This is a genomic window from Bacillus cereus group sp. N14 (genome assembly GCF_016483555.1).
Classification (GTDB): Bacteria; Bacillota; Bacilli; order Bacillales; family Bacillaceae_G; genus Bacillus_A; species Bacillus_A wiedmannii.
This window is the reverse complement of record NZ_JAEHBQ010000003.1, coordinates 76554-90917: the sequence shown is the minus strand read 5'-3', so window position 1 is coordinate 90917 and position 14364 is coordinate 76554. Positions and strand designations below refer to the sequence as shown.

Genomic DNA, 14364 nt, shown 5'->3' with positions numbered 1-14364 from the left:
CTTAACTTTCTACAGTTTTTATCTCTGGCATCATCTTCTTCCGAATATATCCAGGTATTGGCTGCGCTTTCACTTTTTCTTTAAAAGAAGTCCATGCACGAGTTTCATAACCTTCTGCCACAACCTGTTCCCCTTTTACAAAAACATGCTGGATTGTAAAAACTTTATTATGCAATTCTTTTACAGTACTTTTCACAACTACTTGATCTTCAAAACGAAGAGGTGACTTAAATTGACATTTTGCTTCTAGTAATGGCAAACCAATTTGTTGTTCTTCGTAAAGTTCAACTGAAGGAAAGCCAATTTTTTTAAAATATTCATGAGTGGCTTCATCCATCCATTTATAAAAATTAGGATAATACACAATGCCTGCCGCATCTGTATCTCCCCATCTCACTTGAAAAGTATACTCTTCCATTATTTCTTCACCCCTATCTATTAAATTGTCGGACTAATATTGGAAGATACTTGTTCTTTCAATTTCAATTTTTGAATTTTCCCACTTGCTGTGACAGGAAATTCCTCTGTAAAGATTACTTTCTCTGGTAGTTTATAAATTGCCATTCTCTCTTTAAGATAGAGTTTTATTTCTTCTTCCGTACTTACTACCCCGTTCTTTAATCGTATGACTGCACAAGCAACTTCCCCTAGCACTTTATCTGGAAGTCCTATAACAGCTGCTTCGATTACTTTTGGATGTTTCATAATAACTGCTTCAATTTCCTGAGGATAAACGTTAAGTCCACCCCTTATAATCATCTCTTTCTTTCGTCCTACGAACCTTAAATATCCTTGAGAATCAAGTGTGCCTAAATCTCCTGAATAATACCAATCTTCATTATCTAAAACCTGCTTTGTCTGTTCAGGCATATTATAATAACCTTTCATTACTCCAAATCCCTTAACTGCGATTTCTCCCACTTCCCCAGGCGGGAGCGCTACTCTATTTTCATCTACAATTTTTAATGTTACTCCTGGAATTGCCTTCCCGAGAGTTTCTGTTATATTCTGCTTTGTATCATCATACGAGGTCATCGTAATCGAAACCGTTTCAGTTATCCCAAATGATTGGCAAAGGTTAATGCCCATCCGTTCTCGAATCTCCGTCACTGTTTTTACTGATATAGGTGCTGCACCAACTAACCCGGCACGTAATGAAGATAAATCATATTTATCAAAGTCCTCTAACTCTAGTTCCTTTATAAACATAGTTGGTACACCTTTTTGAATGGTTACCTTTTCTTGTTCAATTAATTGTAAAGTTTCGCGTGGGTGGAATTTTTCTTGTAATATGATCCGTCCTCCCATTGCTACTGCGCAAAGCATATTAATTGCCATACCGAAAATATGAAATAGTGGTGCTGAAATAATGAATACATCCTTTTGTGTACAAAGCAGCTCTGTTCCTATCGTTCGTGCAGATTGTACAACGGCACGATGTGTAACCATTACACCTTTTGGAGTTCCCGTCGTACCTGACGTATATAAAATACAAAACAAATCATCGTTCACATTTATATGAACTGGTTCAATATCCATTTTTCCTGTAAGAATTAACTCCTCATATAAACAGTAATTCTCTTGCGAAAATCGTACTGTAATAACCTTTTGTACTTTATTAACGACTTTTTCAAATCCAAAATTCTTTTCAAATTCCCCTGAAGCTATTAATAGCTTTGGAGCTGAACTTTCCAATATATACTCAATTTCATATGATTTATATTTTGGGTTAAATGGAACGATTATCGCTCCTAATTTCGCAGCTGCAAAATATATAACTACTGTTTCGGACCAGTTTGGTAGAGATACGGCGATACGGTCTGCTTTACCTACTCCTAGTCTCTTAAATGCCGTAGCCAAACAATCTACTTCATGTTTCAATTGTTTGTATGTAGTTCGTCTCGTTAAATCATATATTGCTTCTTTTTCACAGTAAGATGAAGTAACCGTTTCTAACAGCTCATACACCGATAATAAGTTTTTATCCTTTTTCATTGTCCCACTCACTTTCTATCGTCTTACCAACTAGCCCGAATTTTTCACTTTAAGAAACGATGTAGGTAAAACCAGGAAGGACTCTCCCTGGCTTGTTCTCCCTAGTACAACGCTTCCCAAATCGCTGCAATTCCTTGACCTCCGCCAATACAAACAGCGGATACTCCATATTTATTATTTCTTCTTCTTAATTCATAAATTAATGATAGAGAAATTCTAGTTCCACTCGCAGCAAGTGGATGACCTATTGCAATTGCCCCACCGTTTACATTTGCTTTTTCAAGATCGAATCCTAATTCTTTTTGACAAGCTAAGTACTGCGCAGAAAATGCTTCATTAATTTCAATCAAATCTAAGTCTGTTAAAGTTAAACTTGCTTTTTCTAATGCACTTTGAATTGCTGGAACTGGACCGATTCCCATATACTTCGGTTCTACTCCTACAACAGCCCAAGAAATGAGCTTAGCAATCGGTTTTAATCCTCTATCATTTGCAAAATTACTTGATGCCAAGACAACGGCCGCTGCACCGTCCACCATGCCACTTGCACTACCAGGAGTTACGACGCCATTTTCCACAAAACGAGGTTTTAACTTTGCAAGTTTTTCTAGACTCGTATGACGGATATGCTCATCCTCTTCAATCACTTGTGCTCCTTTTCTTCCTTTCACTGTTACTGGAACAATCTCTTCTTTGAAATACCCTTTTTCTCTTGCTAAAAGAGCTCGTTCATGACTCGACAGTGCATGCCGATCTACTTCTTCTCTCGTTAAGTTATATTTTGCAGCTAAGTTTTCAGCCGTTTCGCCCATCGTACATTTACCATACGTATCATACAGACCATCCCATAACCAATCTTCTATTACCGGACCGCCAAGTGGACTTCCCCATCTCATGCCAGGTATTACATGTGGTACTTGGCTCATGTTCTCCGTTCCTCCGGCAAGTGCAACTTCCGCTTCCCCGCTAAGAATATAGCGAGCGGCCGTTAAAATAGATTCAACACCAGTTCCGCAAAGTCGATTGATTGTCAGAGCTGGGACATGAATAGGTGCTCCAGCTTTAAGACCAACATGCCTTGCCAATAAATGGGCATCTTTGCTAGATTGTTGAACGTTACCAAATACAACTTGATTAATATCTTCAGCAGATATAGAAGCTTTTCGTATTGCTTCCTTAGCAGCAATAGCTCCTAAATCTGTTGCATTCAAGCCTCGGAAAGACCCCGAAATTTCAGCGAACGGAGTCCTTGCTCCCTCTAATAAAACAATTTCTTTCATATCCTTTTCACCTCATTATTTCCCTAAATAAACTGGTTTTCTTTTTTCAACAAATGCTTGTAATCCTTCCTTACGATCCTCTGTTGCGAAAGCATTCCCAAAACAGGTGCTTTCAATGATTAAGCCTGTTTCAAGGTCAGCATTACTCCCTACATTTACCGCAGTTTTTAACATTTGAAGTGCTACTGGAGGTTTTTTTGCCAATTTATATGCCCATTCCTTGGCTTCTTCAAATAACTCTTCTGCCGGTACTATTTTGTTGATAATATGTAAATCGAACGCACGCTTCGCATCAAACATGTCTCCGAAGTAGAGTAATTCTTTCGCTATTCCTTGACCGACAATCTTTTGAAGACGCTGCGTACCTCCGCCTCCAGGAATAATTCCTAACCCTACTTCTGGAAAGGCGAATTTTGCTTGATCCGAACAAATGCGTAAATCGCATGCGAGTGCGAGTTCAAAACCACCGCCAAGAGCTAATCCATTAATCGCAGCAATAACTGGTTTTGACATATTTTCAATTTTGCTAAATACCGTTCGTGAAGTTTTATTCATTTTGTTTACACCGACAAGGTCAAGTGCTACCATTTCATTAATATCAGCGCCTGCGACAAACGCTTTCTTTCCGCTTCCTGTAAGAACGATTACTCGTACGTCTTCATTTGCTTCTAGTTCATTAAATAGACTGGAAAGTTCATGAAACACTTGTGTATTTAGCGGATTTACAGGTGGTCGATTAATCGTAACAATCGCAACTCTATTTTCAATTTCACAAATTAAAAACTCGTAATTCATAACTTTATCCCCCATTCTTTATTCATAATCATAAAAACCTGCGCCTGTTTTTTTACCATGTCTACCTGCTCTAACTAGCTGCTTTAAAAGAAGTGGTGGCGCATATTGATCATTGTTTAATTCTTCTTTGAAGTACTCCATCACATGATAGCCAATGTCTACACCTGCAAAATCTTGTAGTGTAAACGGCCCCATCGGATAATTGAGGCCAAGTGTAACTGCCTTGTCAATATCTTCTGCAGATGCAACCCCATCTTCAAGCAATTTAATTGCTTCAATGAACTGCGGAATCATTATTCTATTTACAATAAAACCTGGTGAATCTTTCTTTACTTCAACTGGTTCTTTCGAAAGTTTTTTGGATAACGCTTTCAATTTTTCCACTGTTTCATCACTCGTTTTATAGCCTCGAACAACTTCTACAAGTTTCATAAGTTGTGCAGGGTTAAAGAAATGCATACCTGCCACACGCTCTGGACGATTCGTAGCTGCCGCAATTTCAGTTATTGACATAGATGAAGTATTTGTCGCCAATATAACTCCTTCCGGAACGATGCGATCTAGTGTAGCAAATACTTCCCTTTTCAAATCTAAATTTTCTAACACTGCTTCAATGATGACATCTGCATCTTTCATATCTTCTAAAGTTGTAGTGAGCCTAATTCGGCTAAGTGCCTTTTCTTTATCTTCTTCCGTCATCTTGCCTCTCGTAACACTTTTTGTCATAAAACCATTCATACGTTGTATTGCATGATCTAAATAACGTTCTTCAATATCATGTAAAATAACTGTAAATCCGTGTAATGCAGCTAAATTTGCAATGCCAGAACCCATAGATCCTGCACCGACAATACCAATTGTTTGAATTGACATTCTTTTACCCCCTCGAATTGATTTTTAAATATTCTGTAAATAAATTATATCTATATCCAAAAAGTTTTTGTATGTACATAGTGTAGGAAATACATATATTTATTTCGTACATTTTGAGGGTATTCATTCTAATTCAAACAGCTTTATACCTTATCACGCGAAAGGTATAGTTATTTTACATATAAAAAGCGCGCACCTCAAAGTAAATAATTTTTTCTTGAGGCACGCACTCTATGATGTGAAATTCGAAACTATATGTTATCGTTCTTTTCCATTTGATGAAATAACTTCTTTATACCAATAAAAGCTTTGTTTCTTTATTCTTCTTAAATCTTTTAAATCGTCTTCATCACGATTTATATAAATAAAACCATATCTTTTTCTGAAACCTTGATGCGTAGAAATTAAATCAATTGCCGCCCAAGGGCAGTAACCAATTACATCTACTCCATCTGCAATTGCCAATTCCATCTGTTCAATATGCTTTTTCAAATAATCAATTCGGTAATGATCTTGCACAGACCCATCTTCATCTACTTTATCGTAAGCACCTATTCCATTCTCTGTAATGATAATTGGTAAGTGATAACGATCATTTACTTCTCTTAATGTAACTCGGAAGCCAATTGGATCAATCTCCCAACCAAAATCGGTTAATTCTAGAAATTCATTATCGTCACCCATAAAGAATCCTTCTTCACCTACCTCAATTTGTTGATCACCAGCCTCATCAATTACAAAATTCTCATCGTACTCACTAACAGTAATAGAAGAATAATAGTTAAAAGCAATATAGTCTGGTTTAGAACTAGATAGAATCTCCATATCTCCTTCTAAAATTTCTGGTTCGATGTTTTTACTTGTCAGGAAATTCCAAGCGATATTGTTATATCGTCCATATACAGCCATATCAAGGTATAACCAATTACGAATTGCATTACAATTTTGCGCTGCTATTATATCATTCGGATTGCACGTTTTTGGATACACATAACTAATATTTGGTGCTGGACCGATTTTCGCATCCCGTATCATCTCATGACATAAGTTTGTTACCTTTGCCTCCGCTAACAGCATGTGGTGATTTTGCTGATATAACTCTTTTTGAGATAATACAGATGTACCAATAGCCCCACCGTGTAAAATCATCATATTCTGCTCATTAATTGTTAACCAATTTTTTACTCTATCTCCAAATCGATCAAATAGAATTTCACAATACTTAACAAAAGCATCGATGGTAGAACGGTTACTCCAGCCACCCTTTTTCTCTAATTCATACGGTAAATCAAAATGATACATCGTTACTAGTGGCACGATATCATGCTTCAGCAATTCATCAATAAGATCACTATAAAACGCAATGCCTTTTTCATTCACTTCTCCAGTTCCATTTGGAAGAATTCGAGTCCAAGCTATAGAGAAGCGATATACTTTCAGTCCTAATTCAGAAAAAAGCTTTACATCTTCTTTAAAATGATGGTAATGATCACTACAAACTTTGAAATCTGACGTACCTTCAGGAATAACCTTTACATCTTGAACAGAAAGGCCTTTTCCATCTTCATTATAAGCACCTTCTACTTGATAGGCGCTTGTGGAAGCGCCCCATAAAAAGTCTTTTTTAAATGTAATATTGAGCATATTTTACCTTTCCCTTTCAAAAATAGTATTGTGATAGTTTGGTTCTATTAGTTTTGTTTCACTAAAAATGTTTCATAAACACTAATAAGCTCTTCTGCAATGATTTTAAATCCTTCTGCACTCATTAATTGATCTTCTGCATGTGCTAACAATAAGCTTACTTCTACTTTCTCACCAGCTGCTTCTTTACTAATCAATCCAGCATGTGCTCTATGGCCTTCAATAAACGTTTCACTACCTTCATTCATTAATTGTCTTGCTTGTTCAAAGTTACCCATTTTTGCTTCTTGGATCGCTTCAATATAGGAAGATCGTGCGCTACCTACTGCTGATATAATTTGAAATACTACTAATTCATTTTGTTCCATAACAATTCTCCTAACATTGTTTTATTTTTATAATTCGAAAAAACAATCAGTGGAGTTTTGTTCATCCCCACTGATTACTCGCCCCCACCAATTGGGCTACTGCAGGATACATGATTATTGCTGTGTTACTGCTTGTTGTTCTGCTTCATATGCTTTCTTATCTCCCATTTTAAAGAACGGATAATATAATAGAATTTGAGAGATAATGATTAAAACAGTCATGATAAATAGTAACCAACCACCAGAAATATAAGCTGCGAATGGCGCTGGTGTTACCCATGGTAATTCGATAAGTGGGTTAAAGTTAGATAAAATCCCTGTAATTTTAAGGAATACAACACAGATTAACCCGCCAACTATTGAAGATGCTATTAATGGAATAAAGTAAATTGGATTCAGGACAAGCGGTAATCCAAATACAATCGGCTCATTTATATTAAAGATATTTGGAATGATACCGATTTTCCCAAGTGATTTATATTGCTCTGATTTCGCAAATAATAGATTTATAGCTAAACCTAACGTATTTCCTGTACCACCAATGGCAACTGCAAAATGCATTAAACTAAATCCTAAATAAGGAATTTCTGCAAAAGGTGTTCCTGAAGCAAAGGCTGTAATTGCTGCTGTAAATAATGGAGCTGTCGCACTATACCATACATTTATAATTGGTGCTGGGTGTAAACCGAAGAACCAACATATATTCATGAATGTAAAGATAGCAATGACTGACCATACAGACGATCCGATGACTTTTACAGGTAACGAAATTACTTGACTCACAAAGTTAAAAATATTTTCATATGGCGTAAAGCCAAATATTACTCTAATAAAGAATATAATCGTGAAAATGATAATTGAAATAAATACGGGATTAATCGCATCAGCTACCATAGGTGGTACCGATTCCGGTAATTTTACTCCAATATTTTTTCTTTTTAATGCACAGTACAATTTACCAGTAAAAACACCGACAAACATGGCAACGAATATTCCATCACTACCTAAATACTGATTTAAAATAGCTGGAATTTGTTCTTCTCCAACCTTAATCGACATTGGCATTAAGCATAAGAAACTACCTAGCGCTATAACAGCGGCCGTCATTCCATTCATGCCTTCCTCTTTCACATAAGAGTAAGCAATAATGACAACCATATAAACCGCTAGCAAACTTAATGTCGCACTAATCATATCTTGCATATGCGTATATAAACCAATTTGAATTAAAAACTCTTTCCACCCTTTAAATGGTAGATTACCTAAAATAGCAAATAATGTAACGCCGATCGTAACAGGAATTGTCATCATCATCCCTGATGTAATAGCATTTACTACTTTACTATTTCCGAGATAATTTGTTAGTGGAGTGATGATTCGTTCTAGTCCGTTTTTTGTCCCTTCTAACAATTTCATAATTACCTCCAATATTTCTGACTTTTAATTAATCTATTTTTTACCTTTTTCTACATAGCTCATATCATTTACAGATTGAACTTTATATTTCCCGTCTTTATACACAACTTTCGAAACACTTGCATTTCCTAATCCTTCTTCCACTTCATTTAACGATTCAGGAGATATTGAATACAACAGTCCCATTAATGATGTACCATGTGATACGACAAGAACTTGACCGCCGCCATTTCTTTCTACTTCTTTTGCAATTTGATCAACTTCATTTTTCATTCTCTTAGTAACTGTTTCTGTGTCTTCAGCTTGTTTGCTCTTATCAATCTTTGCTGCCGTTTTCAGCATAATATCGATGTCGAAATTATTCATAAATTCTTCATGAGTCATATTATTTGCTTGTGCAAGTTTTTCCCGAAAATTATGATTTAACTCCCCTTCAAACTCACCGAAACATGCTTCCCGCAAATTCTTTCTTTGACTGATATTCAAATCTTTATTTCCACTTTGATCTAATACGATTTTCGCGGTTTCAATTGCACGTCCACTATCGCTACTATATGCCTTTTTAAACTTAATTCCTTTCAAACCTTTCCCAAGGTTCTCTGCTACTTCAACTCCATCTTTAGTAAGGGGAGCGTCTGCCCACCCCTGTACTCTATCAGTCGTGTTTAGCATTGTTTTCCCATGCCTTACTAAATAAAACTCAACCGGTTTCTCTTCTTTTTTCTCTTTTACTTGCTCTGTTTTATTAGGAGAACATCCAAACAAGGAAACTGTTAAAGTAGCAATTACGCAAAACGATACTATTTTTTTATTCATCGTATAATCTCCTTATGGGGCATTATCGGTAATAGAATGATTATTTCCTAATGAATTTATGTAACAAGCTATTTTGACTGATTAAACAACCAATTTATCATCTCTTTATCCTGTAAAGCTGGTACCCAAGAGAAGTGTCCCATTGGTTTAACGATTCCAGTTGGATATTCTGTATATTTAATTGAAGAACCACCTAGTTCTTTAATAGCTTGTACAGCATCTCTGCTATATCTCACATCAACCAGCGGATCATCTTCTGCATGGAAGACCCAAATTGGCATATTTTTAATATCCGTGAATACTGAAGTATCTTGTAATGGTTCATATTCACCAACAAGCTTATTTCCCGTCAAATCTCCTATTCCACAAATCGGAACAGCAGCTGCGAAAAGACCCGGGTTCTTTTTAATAACATTCCAAGTCCCAATTCCACCATTGGACATACCAACAACATATATGCGATTTTTATCAATATCATATTTATCGATGGTTTCTTTTAGTAAATTAAACATCGTAGTATAGTTGGGTTCCTCGGTCCAATATGCAGTAAGAGTTTCAGCTGCTTCAACTTGAGGCGCTAACACATATGCAGGGTTTTTCTTTTGCTGTTCTGGATTAGCCCACACTACAGCGCCCTCATTTCCTACAACTTGCATATAGTTGTCATTTCCTCGTTCACCTGATCCGTGTAAAAATAAGACTAATGGATATTTTTTATTAGCTTCTTTTTTAGGCTCAAAAAGTCTATATTGCATTTTGCTTCCAGAAGCATCTTTATATACCTCTTTTTTAAAATCATCTACAACAGGAGTAACTACATTTGAAATTTTATTTTTCTTTTCAGATGCTTTAAAAGTTGCACCTTCTTTTGTTTTAATTTCTTTCGTAAGAGATAAATTATAATCTAAACTATCTCTTGTACTTAAAAACTTTTCTTCATTAAATGTTGAGGTAGATGCATATTTATCGTTTTCATCTAATTCAATTACAACGTATTGTCCTTCTTTTGAAGTCTCTGATACATCAGCTTTATTATTTGTATACACTTTCGTTATTTTTCTATTTTGAGGTTTCCCATTCACTTCCACCTCAACTTCAAAACTATCTTTTGTTAATTTTGAGCTATCTATTGTATCTCCAAAATCACAAACGACGGTAGCTCCTACCTCCCCATACGGAAGAACATTCGTTATAAGTGTTATATCAGAGTCTTTTAAAGTCTTATCTTTGCTTTCTGATGAACACCCTGAAAGTACCAAACCACCTGCCAGACTCCCTACTACCATACATAAAATTGGAAATTTCCTTATCTTTTTCAGACGATTACCTCCCTCAGAATATGTATTTTTCAAAACTGACATAAGTCATATAAAGCTTGTAGATCGTTTTTAATCGCCTAAAATAGTTTTCACTTGCTCAATTACTTTTTTCCCATCTAACATGCCATAAGCTGCCATATCAATTACTTCAATATGCTTTTCTGGTAATTGGCTTTTTACATTATTTAATGCATATCGAACTTGTGGTCCTAATAAAATCACATCAGCTGCTGGGCCAACATTTTGTGCCTCAGTTAATGCATAAGCATTAATTTCACAGTTATAACCTACTGATTCTGCATACCCTTTCATTTTGTTCATTAACATACTCGTAGACATACCTGCATTACATAAAAGCACGATATTTCTCATAATTTACAACCTCCAATATTTGTATGAAGCAATTTGCATTTCGTTTATCGATGCAAACGCTTTCTTTATGTTTTCAATATAAACTATGGTCTTAGACTAGGGTCAATAACTTTATTCATATATTTTTTATAAATTGATTTAAAAGCATATTACAGCATAAAAAAAGAGCATTTAATTGTTAGACATTGTCTCCAATTAAATGCTTTTTTCTATGCTTCTGTATGTATGACTTCCCTTTTTATTTTAATAATAGGAATCATAATAATATAATGATCAACTGTTCTTTTTTCACTCTTTGTTTCACAAACATATCGACATAAAATGTCTCCATTTAGTGCGTAGCCCTGACTCTGCATAATATATAATGGTTCATCTAAAATCAAAGCTGATAGTGGTTCATTCACATCTTTTTCAAATAAATAATGCAAGCACTCCCCCATATTTACCTGTATAACAGATTCATCAATTGGTAATTGACATTCTTTCATTTTCACTTCAGAAATAGCCATAACCCAATAACTATTATCAATATTTTTTATTTTATATTCTTCAAGCGGAATACATAATGCTGGAGATACTGTTGGTAAGAAATTCAACCATTTTTTTAATAGAGGATTTACACATAATGTGCCATCATTCAAATGAACATGTTTCAGAAAAAAATAAGTGCCGGCCGGTTTTATCATCCATTGTTTATCTTCTTTTTTATATTCTTTTAATAAGTTTATAAATTCATTTATTTGCTTTGTTTCTATCTCTAACTGTTTTATCGCTTCATTTTTTTCAGTTATTTTATCACTACATTTATTTATTATGTCATCAAATTCTAACCCATTAAAAACTGCTCCAATTTCTTTCACATGAAATCCCATTTGTCGGAAACTTCTAATTGCTAAAAACACGCCAAAATCCTCGTACGTATAAAATCTAAAACCATTATCTTTATCTTTTTGTGGTTTTAGGAATCCTTTCTTTTCATAAAACCTTAATGCATCTATTGAAACTCCAAATTCCTTTCCAACTTCACCTATTTTATATTTCTTCATACCTATCACCTTCGAATCTATAATTCCTTTACATACCTTTATAGTGTAACAAGTTTTGAAAAACAATTATATACAAAATAAAAAGAGATTTCGTACAAAAGCGAAACCTCTTTTCAATAAAATCAAACTTATTTTCATTATACAAACTAAAACACTACTTAATATTTAGAATTTAACTACCCTACTACTTCACCATGCATATCATAAAGTTTTAATGCCATCATTAAATTAAATCTCACTTCGGCATGATTTAAATCAACTGAAATGAGTGACTCAATCTTTTCAAGCCTATACAAGAGAGAACTTCGATGAATAAAGAGTTCTTCTGCAGCACTTTTTACATTTCCATTGTTTTGTAAGAATACATGTAATGTATTATATAAATCAATATTCTTTCCTTCTGAATATTCAATTAGCGGACCGATTTGTTTCTTAACAAAAAGTTCTACGGCTGTTGAATGACTTAAATGATGTAAAATGGCATATGAACCCAAGTCTTCAAATAACGCATACCCCTTTTTTCGAAAGCGGCTATCTATAATATTTAGAGCCTGCACGGCTTGCTGATAACTAATATAGTAATCTTCTAATTGTTTTGTAACGCCACCAATCCCTAATAACACTTGGCAACCAATAGGTGATGCCTGTATCCATTTTTGAATGCTATGAAACATCGATTCCCAAAATGTATCAGCTCTCTTCTTCTGCTCTTCGATAGGAACAATTAAAAGTTGCTCATCATTATGAGATACTGCTAAAATGCCTGTCCCTAGTTCCGGCAGACGGGTCTTAATTAAATCCCATATAAGTGACTTTTTCGCTTGTTGTTCGAGTAAATTTCCTTTTTTTAATTCTTTTTCATCAAGTGAAATAGATAACATGGCTATTCGATGTTTTTTGAAAAGGTTCCATTGATACAAGTTGGCATATTGCAAAATGTTATCTCGATCTTCAATTTTTTCAGTAAGTAATTTACTAATAAAACTGTCTTTCATTTGTTCTTTCGTATCAAGAACGAGCTTTTGTTTAATAAACTGGATGGAACATATATTTCGGGCTAAATCTACTGTTAGTTGATCAAATTCATCCATCCCTCCATTCGTTCTTCGTACTGCTAAATATCCTAAGAAATTACCACCCCCATTTATTATCCAAAATGAAAAACAATAATCAATATGATTTGGATCAGTAATATGGAACGTATCAGTTTCTCTTTGATTTTTACGTTCTTCTCTTGCTAAATCAGCTAAATGCTCTGCTAAGCGACTATCCTTTTCATCATGAAAGGCTATTGGTTGCATAAATCTATCGAAAATAAATACTGTATCTTGAAACAGACTACCAAGCATTGTTGTAATACCTTCAAAGTTATTATCATCGACCGTTTCTTTTAATAAAGCTTGCTGATAATCTAATAGAAAATGAAGTCGTTGTTTATGCTCTTTCTCACCATTATATAATCTTGCATTATCAAGTATAGTGGCTAAGTGATTCGCTATCATTTCAAGTGATTTTGCATCTGTTTCCGTAAAAATCCCTTCGCATTCCTTTTCAACATGTAAAACGCCAATCGGTTTCATATCAATAATGATTGGAGCTGTAAACTGTTCACCACCAACCGTTTCAAAAAATGGGAAGTGATCTTTTAGTACATATTTATCTTCAACCATAATTTTGAATGGGCGCTTCATTTCTCCATATGATGGTGGTTGAAAAACAAAACAATTTTCAGCCTCGTTATACAGGTAAACACATGAAAAATCAGCATTTGTTTCCATTCCAGCTTTAGAAGTTACCTCAAATACATGCTTTTCTAACGGAACATCTAACGATAGGTTTTTACTAATCCATCCAAAACCTTCAATTTTTTTCAACTGCGATTCTTTTTGTCTAGCCACAGCTATCGCCACTGCTATATCTCTTCCAAACTCTTCAAATGATATTTCCATATCTAAAAGTGGGACATAACTTGAAAATGCAACAACACAAAAACCAAAATGTTGTATGTCATCTTTTAGTGGGACAGTAAACCAAGTCTCTACACCAGCACTTTTCAACGTTTCCGCTAGTAGGCACACTTCTGGTGAATCTGCCGTTTGATCCGTTATACTTTGATACTGGAGTCTTGATGAACATTCATCAGAGTGAAGAGGAAAAGCGGACGCTAAAGAAGTTAAATTTCCGCTCCAAGCCTTTGGTAAAAATTGTCCTCCTTCATTAAAAATGACAGCTACGAAATTACAATGTAATTCTGAGCAAAAGGAATGAGTTAAATACTGAAGTGCTTCTTCTTCCGTATCAATTTTAATAAGTTGACGTGATGTATTTCGCAAATGATATTCAATTCTTTTCATTAACCGCTCTCTCTTATTACCAGACATGCCCCATCCCCCACTTTATCTTTTCTATCTATTGTATAAGAAGCGTTACATAAAATAAA

General features: G+C 34.8%; 13 protein-coding genes. All 13 read right to left on the bottom strand.

The features are described 5' to 3' along the window. Position 1: 1 nt before the first annotated feature. Entirely contained in the window at positions 2-418 is a 417-nt protein-coding gene (locus JDS82_RS06155) for an acyl-CoA thioesterase (RefSeq protein ID WP_087984595.1), read from the bottom strand. 20 nt (positions 419-438) lie between these two features. Then, entirely contained in the window at positions 439-1995 is a 1557-nt protein-coding gene (locus tag JDS82_RS06150; protein WP_087984594.1) for a class I adenylate-forming enzyme family protein, read from the bottom strand. 101 nt (positions 1996-2096) lie between these two features. Next, a complete protein-coding gene (locus JDS82_RS06145) occupies positions 2097-3275 on the bottom strand; it encodes an acetyl-CoA C-acetyltransferase (protein ID WP_087984593.1) in 1179 nt (392 codons plus the stop codon). Positions 3276-3290: 15 nt separating this feature from the next. Continuing rightward, a complete protein-coding gene (locus JDS82_RS06140; RefSeq protein ID WP_087984592.1) occupies positions 3291-4070 on the bottom strand; it encodes an enoyl-CoA hydratase/isomerase family protein in 780 nt (259 codons plus the stop codon). An 18-nt stretch (positions 4071-4088) separates the two neighbouring features. After that, positions 4089-4943 (bottom strand): 3-hydroxyacyl-CoA dehydrogenase family protein, encoded by an 855-nt coding sequence (locus JDS82_RS06135; protein WP_087984591.1) that lies wholly within the window; start codon positions 4941-4943, stop codon positions 4089-4091. A 258-nt stretch (positions 4944-5201) separates the two neighbouring features. Next, positions 5202-6587 (bottom strand): glycoside hydrolase family 1 protein, encoded by a 1386-nt coding sequence (locus JDS82_RS06130; protein WP_087984590.1) that lies wholly within the window; start codon positions 6585-6587, stop codon positions 5202-5204. Between the two features lie 47 nt (positions 6588-6634). After that, positions 6635-6955: a PTS sugar transporter subunit IIA gene (locus JDS82_RS06125; protein WP_000437092.1), complete on the bottom strand. Its 321-nt coding sequence runs from the start codon at positions 6953-6955 to the stop codon at positions 6635-6637. A 114-nt stretch (positions 6956-7069) separates the two neighbouring features. Next, the gene (locus JDS82_RS06120; RefSeq protein ID WP_087984589.1) at positions 7070-8371 is read right to left on the bottom strand and encodes a PTS sugar transporter subunit IIC; all 1302 of its coding nucleotides are present in this window, start codon (positions 8369-8371) and stop codon (positions 7070-7072) included. 33 nt (positions 8372-8404) lie between these two features. Beyond that, on the bottom strand, positions 8405-9187 hold the full coding sequence (locus JDS82_RS06115; protein ID WP_087984588.1) for a histidine phosphatase family protein: 783 nt from the start codon (positions 9185-9187) through the stop codon (positions 8405-8407). Between the two features lie 68 nt (positions 9188-9255). Continuing rightward, on the bottom strand, positions 9256-10548 hold the full coding sequence (locus JDS82_RS06110; protein ID WP_087984587.1) for a prolyl oligopeptidase family serine peptidase: 1293 nt from the start codon (positions 10546-10548) through the stop codon (positions 9256-9258). A 27-nt stretch (positions 10549-10575) separates the two neighbouring features. Continuing rightward, positions 10576-10878 carry a PTS sugar transporter subunit IIB gene (locus JDS82_RS06105; RefSeq protein WP_087984586.1) on the bottom strand — a complete coding sequence of 101 codons (303 nt, stop codon included), beginning with the start codon at positions 10876-10878 and terminating at the stop codon, positions 10576-10578. Positions 10879-11087: 209 nt separating this feature from the next. After that, positions 11088-11924, bottom strand: a complete 837-nt coding sequence (locus JDS82_RS06100; protein ID WP_199712875.1) for a MerR family transcriptional regulator — start codon at positions 11922-11924, stop codon at positions 11088-11090. A 176-nt stretch (positions 11925-12100) separates the two neighbouring features. After that, complete coding sequence (locus JDS82_RS06095) at positions 12101-14305, bottom strand: helix-turn-helix domain-containing protein (RefSeq protein ID WP_087984584.1); 2205 nt, start codon at positions 14303-14305, stop codon at positions 12101-12103. Positions 14306-14364: the final 59 nt, after the last annotated feature.